This is a genomic window from Actinacidiphila acididurans (genome assembly GCF_016918855.1).
GTDB lineage: Bacteria > Actinomycetota > Actinomycetes > Streptomycetales > Streptomycetaceae > Actinacidiphila > Actinacidiphila acididurans.
Genome location: NZ_JADKYB010000008.1, coordinates 56,049 through 76,641 on the forward strand (window position 1 = coordinate 56,049; position 20,593 = coordinate 76,641).

15 protein-coding genes are annotated in these 20,593 nt (G+C 74.0%); 11 read left to right on the forward strand and 4 right to left on the reverse strand.

The window, feature by feature from the left end:
* Window positions 1-156: 156 nt before the first annotated feature.
* The 5 genes from ITX44_RS16350 to ITX44_RS16370 all read left to right on the forward strand — a co-directional run bounded on the left by ITX44_RS16350 (window position 157) and on the right by ITX44_RS16370 (window position 8,140).
* Window positions 157-3,705 carry a DNA polymerase III subunit alpha gene (locus ITX44_RS16350; RefSeq protein ID WP_205357968.1) on the forward strand — a complete coding sequence of 1,183 codons (3,549 nt, stop codon included), beginning with the start codon at window positions 157-159 and terminating at the stop codon, window positions 3,703-3,705.
* A gap of 297 nt (window positions 3,706-4,002) precedes the next feature.
* Window positions 4,003-4,920 (forward strand): esterase/lipase family protein, encoded by a 918-nt coding sequence (locus ITX44_RS16355; protein ID WP_205357969.1) that lies wholly within the window; start codon window positions 4,003-4,005, stop codon window positions 4,918-4,920.
* 63 nt (window positions 4,921-4,983) lie between these two features.
* On the forward strand, window positions 4,984-6,540 hold the full coding sequence (locus ITX44_RS16360) for a carboxyl transferase domain-containing protein (RefSeq protein WP_205357970.1): 1,557 nt from the start codon (window positions 4,984-4,986) through the stop codon (window positions 6,538-6,540).
* A gap of 101 nt (window positions 6,541-6,641) precedes the next feature.
* Entirely contained in the window at window positions 6,642-7,772 is a 1,131-nt protein-coding gene (locus ITX44_RS16365) for a methyltransferase domain-containing protein (protein WP_205357971.1), read from the forward strand.
* Window positions 7,769-8,140, forward strand: a complete 372-nt coding sequence (locus ITX44_RS16370) for a GntR family transcriptional regulator (protein ID WP_205357972.1) — start codon at window positions 7,769-7,771, stop codon at window positions 8,138-8,140. The genes ITX44_RS16365 and ITX44_RS16370 overlap by 4 nt, the downstream gene beginning before the upstream one ends.
* A gap of 31 nt (window positions 8,141-8,171) precedes the next feature.
* Here ITX44_RS16370 and ITX44_RS16375 read toward each other — a convergent pair whose 3' ends face one another.
* Window positions 8,172-9,260, reverse strand: coding sequence for a DUF5925 domain-containing protein (locus ITX44_RS16375; protein WP_205358223.1), 1,089 nt, complete (start codon window positions 9,258-9,260; stop codon window positions 8,172-8,174).
* 426 nt (window positions 9,261-9,686) lie between these two features.
* Between ITX44_RS16375 and ITX44_RS16380 the strand changes: the two genes are divergently transcribed.
* Both ITX44_RS16380 and ITX44_RS16385 read left to right on the forward strand, forming a co-directional pair.
* Entirely contained in the window at window positions 9,687-10,475 is a 789-nt protein-coding gene (locus ITX44_RS16380; RefSeq protein ID WP_205357973.1) for an SGNH/GDSL hydrolase family protein, read from the forward strand.
* Between the two features lie 216 nt (window positions 10,476-10,691).
* On the forward strand, window positions 10,692-10,955 hold the full coding sequence (locus tag ITX44_RS16385) for a hypothetical protein (RefSeq protein WP_205357974.1): 264 nt from the start codon (window positions 10,692-10,694) through the stop codon (window positions 10,953-10,955).
* A gap of 146 nt (window positions 10,956-11,101) precedes the next feature.
* Here ITX44_RS16385 and ITX44_RS16390 read toward each other — a convergent pair whose 3' ends face one another.
* From ITX44_RS16390 to hmgA, 3 genes are read right to left on the reverse strand one after another with little or no spacing between them, the layout of a single operon-like run.
* Window positions 11,102-12,346, reverse strand: a complete 1,245-nt coding sequence (locus ITX44_RS16390; RefSeq protein WP_205357975.1) for a type ISP restriction/modification enzyme — start codon at window positions 12,344-12,346, stop codon at window positions 11,102-11,104.
* Window positions 12,347-12,360: 14 nt separating this feature from the next.
* On the reverse strand, window positions 12,361-13,107 hold the full coding sequence (locus ITX44_RS16395) for a GntR family transcriptional regulator (protein WP_205357976.1): 747 nt from the start codon (window positions 13,105-13,107) through the stop codon (window positions 12,361-12,363).
* Window positions 13,104-14,450 (reverse strand): homogentisate 1,2-dioxygenase, encoded by a 1,347-nt coding sequence (hmgA, locus tag ITX44_RS16400; RefSeq protein WP_205357977.1) that lies wholly within the window; start codon window positions 14,448-14,450, stop codon window positions 13,104-13,106. Before hmgA ends, ITX44_RS16395 begins: the two co-directional genes overlap by 4 nt.
* Window positions 14,451-14,785: 335 nt before the next feature.
* Here hmgA and ITX44_RS16405 point away from each other — a divergent pair, with 335 nt between their 5' ends.
* From ITX44_RS16405 to ITX44_RS16420, 4 genes are all read left to right on the forward strand, one after another.
* A complete protein-coding gene (locus ITX44_RS16405; protein WP_307795300.1) occupies window positions 14,786-15,346 on the forward strand; it encodes a TetR/AcrR family transcriptional regulator in 561 nt (186 codons plus the stop codon).
* A 129-nt stretch (window positions 15,347-15,475) separates the two neighbouring features.
* Entirely contained in the window at window positions 15,476-17,713 is a 2,238-nt protein-coding gene (locus tag ITX44_RS16410) for a molybdopterin-dependent oxidoreductase (protein WP_205357979.1), read from the forward strand.
* Window positions 17,714-17,909: 196 nt separating this feature from the next.
* Window positions 17,910-19,313, forward strand: a complete 1,404-nt coding sequence (locus ITX44_RS16415; protein WP_205357980.1) for an aldehyde dehydrogenase family protein — start codon at window positions 17,910-17,912, stop codon at window positions 19,311-19,313.
* Between the two features lie 151 nt (window positions 19,314-19,464).
* Complete coding sequence (locus ITX44_RS16420; RefSeq protein WP_205357981.1) at window positions 19,465-20,547, forward strand: Zn-dependent alcohol dehydrogenase; 1,083 nt, start codon at window positions 19,465-19,467, stop codon at window positions 20,545-20,547.
* The last annotated feature ends 46 nt before the right edge of the window (window positions 20,548-20,593 follow it).

The window sequence follows — 20,593 nt, forward strand, 5'->3', positions numbered from 1 at the left end:
GCGCCGCCGGGGCCGCGGGACCGTGTTCGCGCAGGTCCGACACCATGACGGGGTCACCGAGCTGATCGTACGCACGTTCGAAGTCTGGTCTATGGTGGGGGGAGGAGAGAGGGGGCGACGGTCGGACCGGGGGTGGGCGGGCAGCGGGAGGCACGGATGGGCGCAGGCGGGTTCACGCACCTGCACGCGGTCTCCGGGTTCTCGCTGCGGTACGGAGCGGGGCACGCGCAGGACCTGGCGGAGCGGGCGGCCGAGCGCGGCCTGGACGCGCTGGCGCTGACCGACCGGGACACCGTGGCCGGGGTGGTCCGCTTCGCCAAGGCGTGCGAGCGCGTCGGGGTGCGGCCCCTGTTCGGCGCGGACCTGGCCGTGCCCGGGTACGAGGACGGCCCTGGCGAGCGCCCGGACGGCCGTACGGGCACCCGGCGCGGACCTGTGCGTGGCGGCGCCTTCGTGGACGAGAGCGCTCCCCGGGCCGTCTTCCTCGCCCGGGACCGGGCGGGCTGGGCCGCGCTGTGCCGGCTGATCTCGGCCGCGCACCGCGGCGCGGACCGGTCCTCGCCGGGCGGACCCCGCCCCCGCCTGGATTGGGCCGACCTGACCGCGGACCCCCGGACCGTACCGGGCCTGTTCGTCCTGCTCGGCCCGGATTCCGAGGCCGGCCGCGCACTGTCGGCCGGCCGCCCCGACCGGGCCGCCCGCCTCCTCGCGCCCTGGCGGGAGCTGTTCGGCGCCGCGCTGCGGCTGGAGGTCGTCTGCCACAACCGGCAGGGCACCGGTCCCGGCTCGCTGCGGCTGGCCGCCCGTACCCTCGCCTTCGCCGCCGACCAGGGCGTCACCGCGGTGCTCAGCAACGCCGTGCGCTACCCCGACCCGGACCAGGGCGAGGTCGCCGATGTCCTGGACGCCGCCCGCCGGCTGATCCCCATCGACGTGCGCCGGCCCGAGCGCCTGGACAACGGCGAGCGCTGGCTCAAGGGCGCCACCGACATGGCCAGGATCGCCGAGCGGATCGCCGAGGCCGCGGGGCAGGGGCGGGCCGCCGCGCACCAGCTGCTGCGCGCGACCGAGGAGACCGCCGCGGCCTGCGCGGTGGAACCCGGCGACGACCTGGGCATCGGCCGCCCGCACTTCCCCGAGCCCGACACCGTGGGCGGCGGCGTCCGCGACGCCGACCGGGTGCTGCACGCCCGCTGCACGGCCGGCCTGATCCGCCGGGGTCACGCCCACCGGGGCCGTTACTGGCGGCGCATGGAGGCCGAGCTCGACGTCATCCGCCGGCTGGACTACGCCCCGTACTTCCTCACCGTCGGCCAGGTCGTCGAGGACATCCGGACGCTGGGGGTACGGGTGGCCGCCCGCGGCTCGGGCGCCGGCTCGCTGGTCAACCACCTGCTCGGCATCGCCACCGCCGACCCCGTCGAGCACGGCCTGCTCATGGAGCGCTTCCTGTCCGTCCGCCGCAGGGAGCTGCCCGACATCGACATCGACGTGGAGTCCGCCCGCCGGATCGAGGTCTACCACGCGATCTTCGAGCGGTTCGGCGCCGAACGCGTCGCCACTGTGGCGATGCCCGAGACCTACCGGGTCCGGCACGCCATCCGCGACGTGGGCGCCGCCCTCGGCATGGACCCGGTGGTCGTCGACCGGCTGGCCAAGTCCTTCCCGCACATCCGCGCCAAGGACGCCCGCACCGCCCTGGCCGAGCTGCCCGAACTGCGCGCGGTGGCCGGCGAGGACCACGGCCGGCTGTGGGAGCTGGTGGAGGCGCTGGACGGCCTGCCGCGCGGGATCGCCATGCACCCGTGCGGCGTACTCCTGTCGGACGCGACCCTGCTGGACCGCACCCCGGTCATGCCCACCAGCGGCGAGGGCTTCCCCATGGCCCAGTTCGACAAGGACGACGTGGAGGACCTCGGGCTGCTCAAGCTGGACGTGCTGGGGGTACGGATGCAGTCCGCGATGGCGCACGCGATCGGCGAGATCGAGCGGGCCACTGGCGAGCACATCGACCTGGACGAGCGGGCCCGCGCCACCGACCACGACCCGGCCACGTACGAACTCATCCGCTCCGCCGAGACCCTGGGCTGCTTCCAGATCGAGTCGCCGGGCCAGCGCGACCTGGTGGGGCGGCTCCAGCCGGACTCCTTCCACGACCTGGTGGTCGACATCTCGCTGTTCCGGCCCGGCCCGGTCGCCGCCGACATGGTGCGCCCCTTCATCGAGGCCCGGCACCATCGCGCCCCGGTCCGCTACCCGCACCCGGACCTGGCCGACGTGCTGCGCGAGACCTACGGCGTGGTGGTCTTCCACGAACAGGTGATCAAGATCTTCCACGTGATGACGGACTGCGGCCTGGCGGTGGCCGACGAGCAGCGCCGCGCGCTGTCCGACCCGGACCGGCAGGGACAGGTGATGGCCTGGTTCGGCGCCCGGGCCCGGGCCCGCGGCTACGCGCCCGAGGAGATCCGCCGCACCTGGGAGATCCTGGCCGCGTTCGGCAGCTACGGCTTCTGCAAGGCGCACGCCGTCGCCTTCGCGGTGCCCACCTACCAGTCGGCCTGGCTCAAGGCGCACCGGCCGGCGGCCTTCTACGCCGGGTTGCTCACCCACGACCCCGGCATGTATCCCAAGCGGCTGCTGCTCGCCGACGCCAGGCGGCGGGGAGTGCCGGTGCTGCCGCTGGACGTCAACGCGTCCGACTCCGATTATCGAATCGAACTGGTGTCCGGAACTTGGGGGTTGCGGCTGGGGCTGGCGGACGTCCAGGGGATCACCGAGCCCGAAACCCGGCGCCTGGTGACGGGCCGGCCGTACTCCTCGCTCCAGGACTTCTGGCAGCGGGCCCGCCCCGGCCGCCCGCTGGCCGAACGACTCGCCCAGGTCGGCGCGTTGGACGCGTTCGGTGGCAATCGCCGCGACCTGCTGCTGCAGATCGCCGAACTCCACCGTCAGCGGCGGGCCAAGGGCGCCCACGAGGGCCAGCTCCCGCTGGGCGGGGACGACGGCCGCGCCGCCCCGGCCGGCCTGCCCGACCTGGACGCGAGCGAGCGCCTGGGCGCCGAGTTGGGCGTCCTCGGCCTGGACGCCTCCCGGCACCTGATGGGCGATCACCACTCCTTCCTCGCCGAACTCGGCGCGGTGCCGGCCAGCCGGTTGCGGGGTGTCCGGCACGGGCAGACCGTGCTGGTCGCCGGGGCCAAGGCGGCCACCCAGACCCCGCCGATCCGCTCCGGCCGCCGGGTCATCTTCACCACCCTCGACGACGGCACCGGCCTGGTGGACTGCGCCTTCTTCGACGACAGCCACGAGGCCTGCGCCCACACCGTCTTCCACTCCTTCCTGCTGCTGGTCCGCGGCGTGGTGCAAAAGCGCGGCCCGCGCAGCCTCAGCGTGGTCGGCGCGGCCGCCTGGAACCTGGCCGAGTTGCTGGAACTGCGGCGCACCGGAGGGTTGGAGGCGGTGGCGGAACGGCTCGCCCGCGACGCCGAGGGGGCGCCCTCGGCGGCCGACGCGACCGATGAGCCCGCGGCGCGTACGGGCGCCGACGAGGACCGGGACGCTTCGGAGCGCCCGGGCGGCGACCGCCGTATTCACCTGCCCACCGGCTACGAACTCCATCCATGGGCCGACCTGCGGCCCGCCGGGGACAGCGCGCCGACCGGCCGCAAGCTGTGGCATTCCAGTCCGGGAAGCGCGGGGTGACGGGCCGCCGGTGACGGGCCGCCGTACTCGAGGCGAAGTGCCGGCGTGGCCGGGGCGGGTGCCGGCGGGTGCGAAGCCGGCGCAAGGACGCGGATTTTTTACCCGCAAGTAACTGGTCAGGTCTTGCTACTCGTGCGTAACTTGGCATGAGCCCAGCAATGGTGATCCGGATCACAGGGCGTGGTGCGTCCGCTCACGGTCCGGCCGGTCCGACCTGGCCGGCCCTCCCGACCTGATTCCTGCTGCTTCACCCTGCTTCCACCCCACTTCCACCTCTTCCATGCGTGAGGAGTTCATATGAGGCTGCCCTGGAAGCGGCTGCTGGCCGTCTTCTCCCTCGCGGTCGCGACCGCCGTGGTGCCCGCCACGGCCGCGTCCGCAACCCAAACCGCGTCAATGGCGTCGCACGCGACCATGGCGTCGGCCACGTCCGTCACGTCCGCCACCACTGCGCCGTCCAGCGGCTGGAACGACTTCTCCTGCCGGCCCTCCGCCCAGCACCCGCGCCCCGTCGTCCTGGTGCACGGCACCTTCGCCAACGGCAGCGACAACTGGCTGGTCCTCGCGCCCTATCTGGTCGACCGCGGCTACTGCGTCTTCTCCTTCGACTACGGCATGCTGCCCGGCGAGAGCCTCATCGGCGGCCTGGGACCGATCGCCGATTCCGCCGGGCAACTGGCCGCCTTCACCGACCAGGTGCTGGCCGCCACCCACGCCGCCAAGGTCGACATCGTCGGCCACTCCCAGGGCGGCATGATGCCCCGCTACTACCTGAAGTTCCTCGGCGGCGCCGCCAAGGTGAACGCCCTGGTCGCCCTCGCCCCCGACAACCACGGCACCACGCTGGACGGACTGACCGCCCTGCTGCCGTACTTCCCCGGCGCCGCGGACTTCCTGAGCGCCAATACCCCCGGGCTGACCGACCAGGTGGCCGGCTCGGCCTTCCTGCGCACCCTCAACGCGGGCGGCGACACCGTGCCCGGCGTGCACTACACGGTGATCTCGACGATCTACGACGAGGTCGTCACGCCCTACACCTCGCAGGCGCTCTCCGGCCCCGACGTGCACAACGTGGTGCTCCAGGACCTGTGCGCGGTCGACGTCTCCGAGCACGTGACGATCGGCCTGACCGACCGGATCGCGTTCCACGAGGTGGCCAACGCGCTCGACCCTGCGCACGCCACGCCGACCACCTGCCTGTCCGCCCTCAGTTGATCCGAGCGGGGTCCGCCGGCCCCGTGCCGGCGGGCCGTGCCGCGGCCGTGCGATGGTGACGGCATGACAGAGCCCGGCCACCGCACCACCGCCCGCGACGTCGTCGAGGCCGTCCTCGACCCGGGCAGCTGGCACGGCTGGGACCTGCCCGTCACGGTCCTGCCGGCCGACCCCGGCTACCGGGACGCCCTGCTCGCCGCCCGGCACCGCACCGGCCTGGACGAGTCGGTGATCACCGGGGAGGGACGGATCGGCGGCCGGCGGGTGGCGCTGATGGCGGGCGAGTTCGGCTTCCTGGGCGGGTCCATCGGGGTCGCCGCCGGCACCCGGCTGGTCACCGCGGTCGAACGCGCCACCCGCGAACGGCTGCCGTTGCTGGCCACGCCCGCCTCCGGCGGCACCCGGATGCAGGAAGGGACCATCGCCTTCCTGCAGATGGTCAAGGTCACCGCCGCCATCGCCGACCACAAGGCGGCCGGCCTGCCGTACCTGGTGCACCTGCGGCACCCCACCACCGGCGGGGTGCTGGCCTCCTGGGGCTCGCTCGGCCACGTCACCTCGGCCGAACCCGGCGCCCTCATCGGCTTCCTGGGGCCGCGGGTCCACCAGGCGCTCTACGGCGACGAGTTCCCCTCCGGGGTGCAGACCGCGGAGAACCTCTACGCCCACGGCCTGCTCGACGCCGTACTGCCCACCGCTTCCCTGCCCGCCGTCGCCGCAGCCGTGCTGGACGTGCTGTGCGGCGAGCAGGGACCGGGCGATCCCGCAGCGCCGACAACAGGCGCGTCCGATCCCGCGGCAACGGCGGAGGGTTCGACGGGTGGCTCCGGCGCGGCAGAGGGAGCCGAGGCGGGCGACACCGCCGACTCGCTGCGGCGCAGCCGGCGTCCCGGCCGGCCGGGGCTGCGCGACCTGCTGCGGCACGCGACCGCGGTCACCCCGCTCAGCGGCACCGGGGTGGGAGAACGGGATCCCGGGCTGCTGCTGGCGCTGGCCCGGTTCGGCCCGTCGCCCTGCGTCGTGCTCGGCCACGACCGCAAGCCGCACCACGCGGAGCCCGCACCGCTCGGCCCGGCCGGGCTGCGCGAGGCCCGGCGGGGGATGCGGATCGCCGCGGACCTCGGCCTGCCGCTGCTGACCGTCATCGACACCGCGGGCGCCGCCCTGTCCCGCGCGGCCGAGGAGGGCGGCCTGGCCGCCGAGATCGCCCGCAGCCTCGCCGACCTGGTGACCCTGCCCGCACCCACCCTGTGCCTGATCCTCGGGCAGGGCGCGGGCGGCGGGGCGCTGGCCCTGCTCCCCGCGGACCGGGTGCTCGCCGCCCGGCACGCGTGGCTGTCCCCGCTGCCGCCCGAAGGGGCCTCCGCCATCCTTTACCGCACCACTGAGCGAGCCGCGGAAATCGCCCACCAGCAGGGCATCTCCGCCCCCGCGCTGCTGGCCGCCGGCATCGTGGACGGCGTGGTCCCCGAACGCCCGGACGCCGCCGACGACCCCGAGCCGTTCCTCGCCCGGCTCGCCGCCGCGACCGGGGCCGAACTCGCCCTGCTGCGCGCCCTCGATCCGGACCGCAGGAGCGCCGCGCGCCGGGCGCGCTACCGCGGACTGGGCGAGGCCTGACGGGCACGTATGGGTGACCGCGGGGCCGGTCCAGGGTCGGACAGGGACCGGGCCGGAGTCCGGCGGGGGCGATTGTCAGTGGGGCATGGCACGCTACCGCCATGACCACGCACAGTGACGACCGGCAGTTCTGGGACGCGGCGGCGGCCCGGTTCGACGACGAGCCCGACCACGGCCTGCGCGACCCGCGGGTGCGCGCCGCCTGGGCCGCGCGGCTGCGCTCCTGGCTGCCCGCGGCGCCGTCGGACGTGCTGGACCTCGGCTGCGGCACGGGCAGCCTGGCCCTGCTCGCGGCGGAACAGGGCCACCGGGTCACGGCGGTGGACCGCTCCGAGCCGATGGTCGCGCTCGCCCGGGAGAAGCTGGCCGGTACCGACGCCCGGGTGCTGGTCGGCGACGCCGCCGAGCCGCCGGTCACCGGCCGGTTCGACGTGGTGCTGGTCCGGCACGTGCTGTGGGCGCTGCCCGATCCGGGCGGCGTGCTGGGCACCTGGGCGCGGCTGCTGCGGCCCGGTGGCCGACTGGTCCTGGTCGAGGGCCGATGGGGCACCGCCGACCCGGTCGGCATCACCGCCGACGCCCTCGCGGACCTCGCCGCGCCCCTCGGCGGCGCCGTCCGCATCGAACAGCTCGGCCACGACCGGGAACTGTGGGGACGCCCGGTCGACGACGAGCGGTACGCGGCGGTGGTACGCCCGGCGATACGCCCGCAGCGGCACTCCGAGATCGTCGACGTGCACCTCATCCTGCGGCGCGGCGACGAGGTGCTGCTCGCCCGCCGTGCCAACACCGGTTACGCCGACGGGCTGCTGCACGCGCCCTCCGGACACCTGGAGGACGGCGAGGACGTCAGGAGCGGCATGATCCGCGAGGCCCGCGAGGAGATCGGCGTCGAGCTGGCGCCGCAGGACCTGACCGCCGCCGTGGTCCTGCAGCACCGCGCGCCGGACGGCGGAGCCCGGATCGGCTGGTTCTTCGTCGCCCGGCACGGCGTGGGCGGCGAACCCGTCAACCGGGAGCCGGACAAGTGCTCCGAGCTCGGCTGGTATCCGCTGGACGCCCTGCCGCACGACATGGTCGCCTACTGCCGGGCGGCCCTGGACGCCTATCGCGCCGGGCAGCCCTTCCTGCTCCATCTGCACGAGAAAGGGGACGCCATCGCCTACGACCCGGCCGGCCCGCACCGCGCGGTGCCGCTGACGGCGCCCGCTGTGCCAGGATCACGCCCATGAGCCTGGAGATCACCGTCGATCCGCACGCGGCCACCGCCCCGTACGAGCAACTGCGCGCCCAGATCGCGGAACAGGCGCGCTCCGGCCGGCTCCCGGTCGGCCACAAGCTGCCGACGGTGCGCGGCCTCGCCGAGGAGCTGGGGCTCGCCGCCAACACCGTCGCCAAGGCCTACCGCGCCCTGGAGACCGACGGCGTGATCGAGACCCGCGGCCGCCATGGCACCTTCGTGGCGGCCGGCGACGCCCGGGCCCGCGAGGTGGCCGCCGCCGCTGCCGCCTACGTGGACCGCGCCCGCCGCCTCGGCCTGGACCCCGCCGCCGCCCGCACCGCGGTGGACGAGGCGCTGCGGGCGGCCTACGGGAACTAGCAGTCGGTCAACGGCGAAGGCCCCGACGGCATCAGAGATAGAGGCCGTCGGCCGCGTGCGGGACGACCGGCATGGCGGCGGTGGCACCGCGGCGCAGGGCGTACAGCTCGGCGAGGGTCGCGCCGTCGCGGCCGATGCCCTCGGAGGTGCCGAGCCAGGAGACGGCCTCGTCACGGGTGAGCGGGCCGACCTCGACGCGGGCCAGGCAGCGGCCGGGGCGTACCACCGCGGGGTGCAGCCGCTCCAGATCCTCGTTGGTGGTGATGCCGACCAGGACGTTGCGGCCCTGGCCGAGCAGGCCGTCGGTGAGGTTGAGCAGCCGGGACAGCGCCTGACCGGTCTGGTGCTTGGCCTGGCCGCGGATCAGCTCGTCGCAGTCCTCCAGGAGCAGCAGCCGCCAGCGTCCGCCGGAGGCGCCCTCGTCCTCGCCGATGGCGATGGACATCAGGTAGCCGACGTCGTTGAACAGCCGCTCGGGGTCCAGGACGCAGTCCACCTGGCACCAGTCGCGCCAGGAGCGGGCCAGGGTGCGCAGCGCGGAGGTCTTGCCGGTGCCGGGCGGGCCGTGCAGGAGCAGCAGCCGGCCGGTGATGTCGGCCGCGGTCAGCTTCATCAGGTCGTCCAGCGCGTCGGCGACCGGCGCGGTGTAGTTCACCCGCAGCTCGTCCCAGGTGGCCGCCGAGATCTGCCGGGTGGTCCGGTGCGGCCCGCGGTGCGGGGTGACGTACCAGAAGCCCATGCTGACGTTGTCGGGCTGCGGCTCCGGCTCGTCCTCGGCGTCGTCCACCGACGACTTGAGGACGCGCTCGGCGATTTCGTCGCTGACGGCGGCCACGGTGACGTCGGCGCCGCGGTTCCAGCGGGAGATGAGGATGGTCCAGCCGTCGCCCTCGGCGAGGGTGGCGCTGCGGTCCTTGTCCCGGGCCTGGCGCAGCACGGCCGCCTCCGGCGGCAGCAGGGTCAGGCCCGCCTTGACGCTGTCCAGCGAGGCGCCGCGCGCGTACGGCTGCTCGCCCGAGGTGAAGCGGCTCAGGAAGAGCGCGTCCACCACGTCGGACAGCGAGTCGCTGTCGTCCAGCCGGACATGGACGGGCAGCACCCGGGACGGGTCCACGGGCACGGTGTCCGTCCCGGTGACCGTCGCGCCCTTCTTGCGGGGGCCCTTGGCCGCGTCCTTGGGGGCGTCCTTGGCGGCGTTCTTACGTGCGGGCTTTCCCGTCGCCTTGCCGGCGGCCTTCTGCTTCTTCGTCGGCTCGCCCGCCGCGCGGGACGAACCCGACGGCGGAACGGACTCGTCGGCTCCGGTGGACGCCACACGCCTCCTCGGTTCCTGGGGTGTCGCGGACATGCAGCCATGGTCCGGCACCCGGGGCCGATTCGCCCACTGTTTTTCTGCCCGGAGCACATACGGAGAACCGCGCTGCGGGGACGGAGGCGCTGCGGGTCAGTCGTATCGTCGCACCGCATAATTCCCTCGAAGGGGTTGATTCGTGACGAGGTGCCACGGACAGATACCTCCCAAACCGCCAGGGGAGGCCTCCGTCACATGTCCCGCCTCGCACGACTCCTCACCGCGGGCGCCCTCGCCTGCGCGCTCACCGTCGCCGGTATCGGCCCGGCCCGCTCCGCCGGCCCCGCCTACGCCGCGCTCGGCGACTCGTACTCCTCCGGTCTCGGGTCGGGCGGATACGACCCGGCCGCCGGCGACTGCCGCCGCAGCGACAAGGCCTACCCCGCGCTGTGGGCGAGCGCGCACAAGCCCTCGTCCTTCGCCTTCACCGCCTGCGCCGGCGCCACCACGGCCGACGTCGTCAACAGGCAGCTCGGCCCGCTCACCTCGGCCACCGGTCTGGTCAGCATCAGTGTCGGCGGCAATGACGCCGGATTCGCCGACGTCATGACGACGTGTGTCCTTCAGTCGCAGAAGGCCTGCCTCGACCGGGTCGCCAAGGCGCGCGGCTTTGTCGACAAAACCCTGCCGGGGCGGCTCGACAGTGCCTACAAGGCGATTCGTACCCAGGCCCGGCACGCGCACGTGGTGGTGGTCGGATATCCACGTCTCTACAAAGTGCCCGGGAACTGCCTGCTCGGGATCGGTGACACCGCGCGCAAGGCGCTGGACGCCGCCGCCGACGACCTGGACGGCGTGATCGCCAAGCGCGCCGCGGACCACGGCTTCACCTTCGCCGACGTCCGCACGGTCTTCACGGGTCACGAACTGTGCTCGGGTTCGCCGTGGCTGCACAGCGTCACCTTGCCGACCGCCGCGTCGTACCATCCCACCGCCGCCGGGCAGCGCGGCGGCTACCTCGCGGCCTTCGGGGCGGTCGCCTGATCGTGCCTCACGGCCTGACCGCGCGTCACCACCCTGCGTCCGACCTGGCCGAACGTCCCATCCCAGGAGCTGGTGGCGGGTTGGTGCAATTCGTCAACACCCTTGAACAGAAGGTGAATCCGGTGGCGAGGTCGCCCCGGAGATGCACACGTGACGCGACGGGGCGATAGGGTTACCCTGCCCGAGCCGGGTGCCCTCGTCAGGGTGGGGAGAGTCATGGAACAGATAGCGATGCCGAGCAGGCCGAGAGTGCCTGCCGTCACATGCGGTACGAGCGCTACGAGCAAGCGCCTGGATCGCCACTTGGCTGTGCTTTCGGGGCCAGCGGTGCCCCAGCGCGAGGCCGAGGAGGCGACCGTCCTCATGCGGGAGATAACTTCGCGCAGCACCGTGCACTCCCAGGCCAACAAGGGTGCCCGCGTCTCGCTGTTCGCCCCTCTGCGGCGGCTGCGGCGGTCGCTGTTCGGCAGCCACGACTGATCCCACCGGTCGCTCCCTGCCGGTGCAGCGCAGGGCACACCGTCCCGGCTCGGCGTCGCCATCGTGCGGCGTTCCGGTGTGTCCCGCGATGACCCGTGCTCGTGTCCGTGCCGCCCCGCCCCGTGCGAGGCGGCACGGCGACCCCGTCACAGCAGCGGGAACTGCCCGTCCGGGCCCTCCTCGTGGTGCTCCAGTACGGAGGCGGGGCGCCGCCTGGCCTCCGCTACGGGCAGGATCCCCGCCGCCCGCAGCTCCCCGGCTCCGATCACCGTGTCCCCCTCCCGCCCGGCCAGGCTGCCGGCGAACGCGTCCAGCTCGGCGCGTGCCTCGGCCAGCAGCGTCAGCACACTGACCAGCTCCAGCAGTTCCGAGGTCGTGGTCCGGCTCCACCCGGCCGGCCGCAGCGCCTCCAGCGAACCCGGCTCGCCCGGGTCGGTCCGCCGCTCGTACCACGCATCCAGCACCCGCACCCCGCCCGCGGTCCTCTCCCAGGCGCCCGCCGACACCGGCGCCACGACGCCCTCGCCGATCCGCAGCGCCTGCTCCTGCGGGTCGTAGGCCAGGTCTCCCGGCTTGGGCGTGGCCGGCAGCGGCGCACGCACGTACGGCCTGCTCCCGCCGGGCAGCCGCAGCCGGTCCCGGCCCGCGGCCGGATCGGCGTACCGCGCGCCCCGGGTGTGCAGCCACAGCGACCGCCGGCCCAGCGCGAGCCCCTCCTGCCACACCACCGGATCACCCGTAAGGGGGACCGCGCAGCCCTCGGGTGTCGCCCGTGCCGCAGCCGCCACCCACGCCAGTATGTCCTCGGCCGCCACCGCCACGCCCAGCCGCCGCGTCAGCCACTCCGCCAGGCCCGGCGCCAGGTTCGGGTCGAGGCCGCCCGGCTGCCGGTACAGCGGCCGTATCCGCGCGGGCTTGCCGGCCGGCGACCGGCCGTCGGGCAGCGGCGCGCAGAACACCACCGGCGGCTCCGCCACCTCCGGCAGATACGCCTGCTCCAGTGCGAACACCTGCCGGTCGTCGGCGACCCGCCACAGCTCGGGCCGCGCCGCGTCGATCAGCCGGTGGTCCGGGATCAGCCACTGCTGGTCGAACGGGCCGTGCTGCACCCGTACCGGCTCCGGGCAGGGGCCGTCCTCCCGGGCCAGCGCGGTGGTGGGCGTGCGGTGACCGGGAAGCTGCGCCACCGGGGTGTGCAGCGTCCTGGCCCGGGTCGGGTGCAGCAGCGCCGCCTTGGCCGCCTCGTCGGGTGCCGCGGTGAGCAGCGCCCAGCGGGCCTTGAGCGCCCCCGGATCGGGGGCCAGCGGCCAGTTCCGGCCGATGCGCAGCGGGCGCACGGACCACGGCATCAGATCGTGCAGCAAGGGCGCCTCATCGCTCACTGGAGGCATGCTACTGAGACCGGTCAGGGTGCCTCCATGGTCACGGTGAAGGAGAAGCGGTCCCCCCGGTAGTGGATGCGCACCACGTCCACCGCTCGTCCCGTGTCGTCGTAGGTCACCCCCGTGTAGTGAAGTATCGGACTGAGCAGGGGGACTTGGAGGAGTTCGGCCGTTTCCGGGGCGGCCAGCCGGGCCTCCACGGTGTCGGTGATCCGGCTGATCCGCACCCCCAGCACGTCCCGCAGCACCTTCGTCATCGGCCACCGCGCCAGGTCGGCCAGGTCGATCCGGGCGGCGAGCTCCGGCCGCACGAAGTTCTCCGCCCAGTCGGTCGGCTCCCCCGACTCCTCGCAGCGCAGCCGCCGGAAGGCGATCGCCTCGCTCAGGTCCGGGAAATACTCGGCGGCCTCCGGCGGCAGCGCCGCCGGGCCGTGCTGGAACACCGCGGTGCGCCTGCCGGACTGCTGGGCGACGATCGCGTCCACGGAGCCCAGCAGCTTCACCGGCGCCCCCCGGCGCGCGGTGGGCTCGATGAAGGTGCCGCGCCTGCGGTGCCGGGAGATCAGCCCCTCGTCCTCCAGTTCCTTCAGCGCCTGCCGCATGGTCAGGACGCTCACCCCGTAGTGCCCGGCGAGCGCGTCCTCGGTGGGCAGCCGCAGCGGCGCGTCCGGATGCCGGCCCAGTATCGAGGCACGCAGCGACTGCGAGACCTGATACCACAGCGGCAGCTTGCTGTTCAGGACCAGGGAGTCCGGGGCGAAGGAAGTCACGGCCGGAAGTTTCTCGCAAGCCCCTCCCACACCGCGTCGTAGTCCGTCTGGCGGTGGCCGGCCTCCAGCGCGAACCGGGTGGGTACCACCGGCCAGCGGGTCTCGAACATGAACGCCAGCCCGTCGTCCACCTTCTGCGGTATGAGCTCGGCCGTGCCGGCCCGCTCGAACGTGGCCCGGTCCGGGCCGTGCGCCGACATCATGTTGTGCAGCGAGGCCCCGCCGGGCACGAAGCCCTCCGCCTTGGCGTCGTACGCGCCCTCGATCAGTCCCATGAACTCCGACATCACATTGCGGTGGAAGTACGGCGGGCGGAAGGTGTCCTCGCCCACCAGCCAGCGCGGGGCGAACACCACGAAGTCGGCCCCGGCCAGCCCGGGTGTGTCGGACGGCGAGGTCAGCACGGTGAAGATCGACGGGTCCGGGTGGTCGTAGCTGATCGAGCCCAGCACGTTGAACCGGCGCAGGTCGTAGACGTACGGCACATGGCTGCCGTGCCAGGCCACCACGTCGAGCGGGGAGTGGTCGTAGACCGCCGCCCACAGGTTGCCGCCGAACTTGGTGACGACCTCGGTCTCCTCCTCGCGGTCCTCGTAGGCCGCGACCGGGGCGAGGAAGTCGCGGGCGTTGGCCAGGCCGTTGGCGCCGATCGGGCCGAGTTCGGGGAGCTGGAAGGGCCGGCCGTAGTTCTCGCACACATAGCCGCTCGCACCGGCCTCCAGCAGATCAACGCGGAAGCGGACGCCGCGCGGGATCAGTGCGACGTGCCCCGGCTCCGCCCGCAGCAGGCCCAGTTCGGTGCGCAGCAGCAGCGCTCCCTGCTGCGGCACGATCAGGAACTCGCCGTCGGAGGAGGAGAAGATCCGGCGGTCCATCGAGGCGTTGGCCGCGTACCAGTGGATGCCGATGCCCTCACGGCGCAGCACGTCCCCGTTGCCGCCGACGGTGACCAGGCCCTGCACGAAGTCGGTGGGGGCCTGCGGGGCCGGCAGCGGGCCCCAGCGCAGCCGGTTGGGGTCCGGCTCCACCTCGTGGAAGGGAGCGCTGCGCAGCTCGCCGTTGGGGATCCGGCGCAGCGGCGGGTGGGCCGCGGACGGCCGGATGCGGTACAGCCAGGTCCGCCGGTTGTGGGCCCGCGGCTCGGTGAACGCGGTGCCGCTCAACTGCTCCGCGTACAGCCCGAGCGGCGCGCGCTGCGGGGAATTGCGGCCCACCGGGAGGGCTCCCGGCGCCGCCTCACTGCTGTGTTCGTTGCCGAATCCTGGCGAATACGCGAGGTCCTTGCCCTCGGTCGCGCCGATCCCGGCGTCCGCGCCGTCGCCGACGCCGTCCCTGACCGTCATGGTGTGCTCCCGTTGCTGTCGTCCTGATTCCTATGCTGAACCAGAGGAATCGGCGCGGCAACCCTGTCTTCGCGGGCCTGTGGACAACCTCGCGGAAACGCGGTTCGCGGTGCGCTGCCGGGCCGCTGTCGGCGCCGGGACGGGAGCCGGCGGGGAACCCGGCCCCGGCGGTGGAAGGCTGTCGTGGAATGGCCTTGGCTTGGCCGGCCGGGGTGGAAAAGGCTGTCCCTACGACAGGAGGACCGGCCGTGGCAGCATCGACGCCCTCGCCGCCCGGCGGTGATCACTCGGTGCCACGGTCACCGGGCCCCGCGGGGGCCCTGCGCCGTGCCCCCGTGCAGCGGCGCAGCGCCGAACGCCTGGCCCGCATTCTGGACGCCTGCGCCCGCGAACTGGACGAAGTCGGCTACGAGCGGCTGACCACCCGGGCGGTGGCCGCCCGCGCGGGCGTGCCGATCGGCTCGGTCTACCACTTCTTCTCCGACAAGCGGGCGATGGCCGACGCGCTCGCCCACCGCAACCTCGACGACTTCCTCGGGCGCACCGCGGCCCGGCTGGCCGAGCCCGGCATCGGCACCGACTGGCGGACCGCGGTGGACGTGCTGGTGGACGAGTACACCGCGATGAAGCGGACCGCGCCCGGCTTCGCCCTGATCGACTTCGGGGTGCCGGGAGAGACCAACCAGGACCTGGCCGACCGCCTGCCCGCCCTGCTCGGCGACCGCCTGCCCGCCGACCCGGCCGATCCGACGGTACGACTGGCCCTCGTGATCGCCGTCGAAGCCGCGGACGCGGCACTCCAACTGGCCTTCCGCACCGACCCGGACGGCGATCCGCGGGTCCTCGCCGAGACGAAACGGCTGGTACGGGCGTACCTCGGCACCGTACTCGGCTGACGTCGGCGGCGCCGGAGCCGGCGGTCCGCAGAAGTTGTCCACAGGCCCTGGACCTCATTTCCCTACGCGCGGGTAATGTCGGAGGCCTCATACGCGCGTCAGCGAAGCCGCACGTCCAGGGGAGCCGTGATGACTCGTACCGCACTGCGCATCTGTCCGTTGTGTGAGGCCACCTGCGGCCTCACCCTGACCATCGACGAGGGCCGGGTCACCCATGCCCGGGGCGACCAGGAGGATGTGTTCAGCGCGGGATTCGTCTGCCCGAAGGGCGCCTCGTTCGGCGCGCTGGACTCCGATCCCGACCGGCTGCGCGGGCCGTTGGTGCGACGCGACGGCCGGCTGACCGAGGCCACCTGGGAAGAGGCGTTCGCCGCGGTCGCCGAGGGCCTGGGAGCGGTCATCGGCGCTCACGGCGGCCAGGCCGTCGGGGTGATGCTGGGCAATCCGAACGTGCACACCATGGCCGGCATGCTGTATCCGGCCCAGCTGATCGGGGCGCTGGGCACCCGCAGCCTGTTCACCGCCAGCACCTTGGACCAGATGCCCAAGCACGTCAGTTGCGGCCTCGTCTTCGGCGACCCCGACGCCATTCCCGTGCCCGACCTGGACCGCACCGACCACCTGCTGCTCATCGGCGCCAACCCCCTGGTGTCCAACGGCAGCCTGGCCACCGCCGCGGACTTCCCCGGCAAGCTGAAGGCCCTGCGCCGCCGCGGCGGACGCCTGGTGGTGATCGACCCGCACCGCACCAGGACCGCCCGCGCCGCCGACCGGCATGTGGCACCCCGCCCCGGCACCGACGCCGCCCTGCTCCTGGCCATGGTGCACGTGCTGTTCGCGGAGGACCTGACCGACCCCGGACCGCCGGCCGACCGCCTCGGCGGGATCGACGACGTCCGCGCCCTGGCGGCCGACTTCGCGCCCGAGGCCGTCGCCGCCTACTGCGACGTGCTGGCCGACGACATCCGCACCCTCGCCCGCGAACTGGCCGCGGCCCCGCGGGCGGCGGTCTACGGACGGCTGGGCAGCACGGCGGTGGAGTTCGGCACGCTGGCCAGTTGGGCGGTGGACGTGCTCAACGCCCTGACCGGCAACCTCGACCGGCCCGGCGGAGCCCTCTTCCCGCTGTCCGCCACCGCCCGCGCTCCCCGGCCGCCGCGCCCCGGCAAGGGCTTCGCCACCGGCCGCTGGCACAGCCGGGTCTCCGGCTACCCCGAGGTCAAGAGCGAACTGCCCGCGGCGGCCCTGGCCGAGGAGATCGACACCCCGGGCGAGGGACGGCTGCGCGCATTGATCGTGGTGGCCGGCAACCCGGTGCTGTCCGCCCCCGACGGGCTGCGCACCGACCGCGCCCTGGCCGGCCTGGACTTCATGGTCAGCGTCGACCCCTACCTCAACGAGACCTCCCGCCACGCGCACGTCGTGCTGCCCCCGCCGCCGCCCGCGCAGAGCGCGCACTACGACTTCGCGTTCAGCACGCTCGCGGTGCGCAACACGGTCCGGTACAGCCCGCCCGCCGTTCCCCTGGGGCCCGGCCGGCTGGACGAGCCGGAGATCATGGCCCGGCTGGTGCTGGCCGTCCTCGGCCAGGGCGGCCCGGACGCCGACCCCGTCCTCGTGGACGAGCAGGCCATCCGGCGCAGGCTGGACAAGGAGAGCGCCGATCCGCACTCGCCGGTCCACGGCAGGCGGCCGGAGGAGCTTGCCGCGGCGCTGGGCGGCCGCACCGGTTACGAGCGCAGGCTGGACCTGATGCTGCGCCTGGGCCCGTACGGCGACGGCTTCGGCGCCGATCCCGACGGCCTCACCCTCGCCAAGGTGCTGGAACACCCCCACGGCATCGACCTGGGACCGCTGCGGCCCCGGATCCCGGAGGTGCTGCGCACCCCGTCCGGCACCGTGGAACTGGCACCCGCGCCGATCGCCGCCGACGTACCGCGGCTGCGGGCCGCCGTGGCGGCCGGCGCCGGCGAGCACGCGCTGGTGCTGATCGGCCGCCGACACCTGCGCTCCAACAACAGCTGGATGCACAACGTGCCGGTGCTCACCGGCGGCAGCAACCGCTGCACCGTGCAGGTCCACCCCGAGGACGCCGCCCGGCTCGGCCTCGCCGACGGCGCGCTCGCCCGGATCAAGGGCGACGGCGGCGAGATCACCGCACCCGTGGAGATCACCGACGACCTGCGCCGCGGCGTGGTGTGCCTGCCGCACGGCTGGGGCCACGACCGGACGGGCACCCGGCTGACCGCGGCCAGCCGTGAACCCGGCGCGAACGTCAACCAGTTGCTCGACGGCACCCGGCTGGACCCACTGTCCGGCACCGCGGTGCTCAATGGCTTCCCGATACAGGTGGAGGCGGTGCGCTGAGCACCCGCCAGGCGGAGGACGGCACCGACCAGCAGCCGTTCTCCATGGCCCGGCGCATACGGACGGCCCGCTGGTCACCCCGAAACCAAACGGCGCCGGCTCGGGCGCCGGACGCACAGCGGCGATCCCGGAGGGCAGCACAGTGGACGGCAGGAACGAGACGGCGGGCGGCGGCCCCGTCCCTGAGGTGGCGCACATGCACCAGGCTCGCGACGCCATGTACATCGGCGGGCAGTGGCGGCCCGCCCGGGGCGAGCGGCGGATCGACGTGCTCGACCCGGCGAGCGAGCGGGTCATCGGCCAGGTCCCGGCCGGCACCGCGCTCGACGTGGACGACGCGGTCCGGGCCGCCCGCGCCGCCCTGCCCGGCTGGGCGGCCACCCCGCCCGCCGACCGGGCCGCCGTCCTCGCCGCCGCCCGCGACCTGATGGTCGCTCGCCGCGAGGCCATCGCCACCACGGTCACCGCCGAACTCGGCGCCCCGCCCGCCTTCGCCGCCGCCGTCCACACCGATCTGCCCATCACGGTCATGGGCTCCTACGCCACGCTCGCCGCAGAGCACCCCTTCGAGGAGCGGGTCGGCAACTCCCGGGTGTTCCACGAGCCGGTCGGCGTCGTCGGGGCGATCACCCCCTGGAACTACCCGCTGCACCAGGTCGTCGCGAAGGTCGCCCCCGCACTCGCGGCAGGCTGCACGGTCGTCCTCAAGCCCGCCGAGGACACCCCGCTGGTCGCCCAGCAGTTCGCGGAGATCCTGCACGAAGCCGGACTGCCGGCAGGGGTGTTCAACCTGGTCACCGGCCTCGGCCCGGTGGCCGGGCAGGCGCTCGCCGAGCACCCCGGGGTCGACCTGGTCTCCTTCACCGGTTCCACCGCCGTGGGCCGGCTGATCGGGGCGGTGGCCGGTGGTGCGGTCAAGCGGGTGGCGCTCGAACTCGGCGGCAAGTCCGCGAACGTCGTCCTGCCGGGCGCCGACCTGGCCCGCGCGGTCAACGTCGGGGTGGCGAACGTGTTCGCCAACGCCGGCCAGACGTGCAGCGCGTGGACCAGGATCCTGGTGGACGAGGCACGGTACGAGGAGGCGGTGGCCATCGCCGCCAAGGCCGCCGCCAAGTACGTGCCGGGCGACCGGCTGGGCCCGCTGGTCAGCGCCGCGCAGCGGGAAAGGGTGCGCGGATACATACGCAGCGGCGTCGAGCAGGGCGCCCGCATCGTGACCGGCGGAGCGGAGGCCCCCGAGGGACTGCCCACCGGGTACTACGTACGGCCCACCGTGTTCGCCGACGTCACTGCCGAGATGACCGTCGCCCAGGAGGAGATCTTCGGCCCGGTCGTCGTCCTCATCCGCTACCGCGACGAGGAGGACGCCCTGCGCATCGCCAACGGCACGGTCTACGGGCTGGCCGGCGCGGTGTGGGCCGCAGACGAGGAGACGGCGGTCGCCTTCGCCCGGCGCATGGACACCGGCCAGGTCGACATCAACGGCGGCCGCTTCAACCCGCTGGCCCCCTTCGGCGGCTACAAGCAGTCCGGGGTGGGCCGGGAACTGGGCAGCCACGGGCTGGCGGAATACCTGCAGACCAAGTCGCTCCAGTTCTGACCGCTTCTGAGGAGTTCCGGCCAGTTCCGATCAGAGGGATCGGGGCCCGGGACGCGGGTGGGCTCGCCTGTCCCTGGCCCGTACCGAGCTCCCGAGCCGCTGACGACGAAACGACGAATCGACAACCCGCCGACGTTCACCAGGAGATGCCGTGGTCCGCGCTGCCGTACTGCCAGAGGTGAAGGCACCGCTCGTGGTCGCCGAGATCGAGTTGCCGGAGCCGGGGCCCGGGGAGGTGCGGGTGCGGCTGGCGGCGGCGGGGGTGTGCCATTCGGACCTGTCGTTGTCGAACGGGACACTGCGGCAGCCGGTTCCCGCGGTGCTCGGGCACGAGGGCGCGGGCACGGTGGTGGCGGTGGGGGAGGGCGTCGAGCGGGTGGCACCCGGCGACCGGGTGGTGCTCAACTGGGCCCCCGCCTGCGGCGCCTGCCACTTCTGCGGGCTGGACGAGCCCTGGCTGTGCGCGAACGCGGGAGCCGCGGCCGGCAAGCCGTACGCCAGGTTGGCCGCCGACGGCGCCGCGCTGTACCCGGGCCTGGGCACCGCGGTCTTCGCCGAGGAGACCGTGGTGGCGGCGAACGCGGTGCTGCCGTTGCCGGACGGTGTGCCGTTGGCGGACGCGGCCCTGCTCGGCTGCGCGGTCCTCACCGGATACGGCGCGGTGCACCACAGCGCGCGGCTGCGCGAAGGGGAGTCGGTGGCCGTCTTCGGGGTCGGCGGGGTGGGCCTGGCGGTGATCCAGTCCGCGCGGATCGCCGGCGCCGGGCGGATCATCGCGGTGGACGTCGCCCCGGCCAAGGAGGAGCTGGCAAGAGCGGCGGGCGCCACGGACTTCGTGGTCTCGGGCGAGGGCACGGCCAAGCGGATCCGTGAGCTCACCGCGGGACACGGCACCGACGCCGCCGTGGAGTGCGTGGGCCGGGCCGACACCATACGGGCCGCCTGGTCGGCCACCCGGCGCGGCGGGCGGACCACGGTGGTGGGCATCGGCGGGCAGGACGAGCAGGTCACCTTCTCCGCGCTGGAGCTGTTCTATTTCGGCCGGACCCTGTCGGGCTGCGTGTACGGCAACTGCGACCCGGCCCGCGACCTGCCGGTGCTGGCCGGGCACGTCCGGGCCGGCCGGCTCGACCTGTCCGCGATGGTCACCGAGCGGATCGGGCTCGACGGCATACCCGCCGCCTTCGAGGCGATGACGGCGGGGCGCGGCGGGCGCGCGCTGGTCGTCTTCTGAGGACTTCGAGGACTGCGAGGATTGCGAGGACTTCGAGGACTTCGAG

Bases quoted from the DNA above. Each gene is read 5' to 3' on its own strand.
- ITX44_RS16350 (WP_205357968.1), top strand. From the start codon at position 157: ATGGGCGCAGGCGGGTTCACGCACCTGCACGCGGTCTCCGGGTTCTCG.
- ITX44_RS16380 (WP_205357973.1), top strand. From the start codon at position 9,687: ATGTCCCGCCTCGCACGACTCCTCACCGCGGGCGCCCTCGCCTGCGCG.
- hmgA (WP_205357977.1), bottom strand. From the start codon at position 14,450: ATGACGGTCAGGGACGGCGTCGGCGACGGCGCGGACGCCGGGATCGGC.
- ITX44_RS16385 (WP_205357974.1), top strand. From the start codon at position 10,692: ATGGAACAGATAGCGATGCCGAGCAGGCCGAGAGTGCCTGCCGTCACA.
- ITX44_RS16410 (WP_205357979.1), top strand. From the start codon at position 15,476: ATGACTCGTACCGCACTGCGCATCTGTCCGTTGTGTGAGGCCACCTGC.
- ITX44_RS16390 (WP_205357975.1), bottom strand. From the start codon at position 12,346: ATGCCTCCAGTGAGCGATGAGGCGCCCTTGCTGCACGATCTGATGCCG.
- ITX44_RS16360 (WP_205357970.1), top strand. From the start codon at position 4,984: ATGACAGAGCCCGGCCACCGCACCACCGCCCGCGACGTCGTCGAGGCC.
- ITX44_RS16365 (WP_205357971.1), top strand. From the start codon at position 6,642: ATGACCACGCACAGTGACGACCGGCAGTTCTGGGACGCGGCGGCGGCC.
- ITX44_RS16355 (WP_205357969.1), top strand. From the start codon at position 4,003: ATGAGGCTGCCCTGGAAGCGGCTGCTGGCCGTCTTCTCCCTCGCGGTC.
- ITX44_RS16370 (WP_205357972.1), top strand. From the start codon at position 7,769: ATGAGCCTGGAGATCACCGTCGATCCGCACGCGGCCACCGCCCCGTAC.
- ITX44_RS16415 (WP_205357980.1), top strand. From the start codon at position 17,910: ATGCACCAGGCTCGCGACGCCATGTACATCGGCGGGCAGTGGCGGCCC.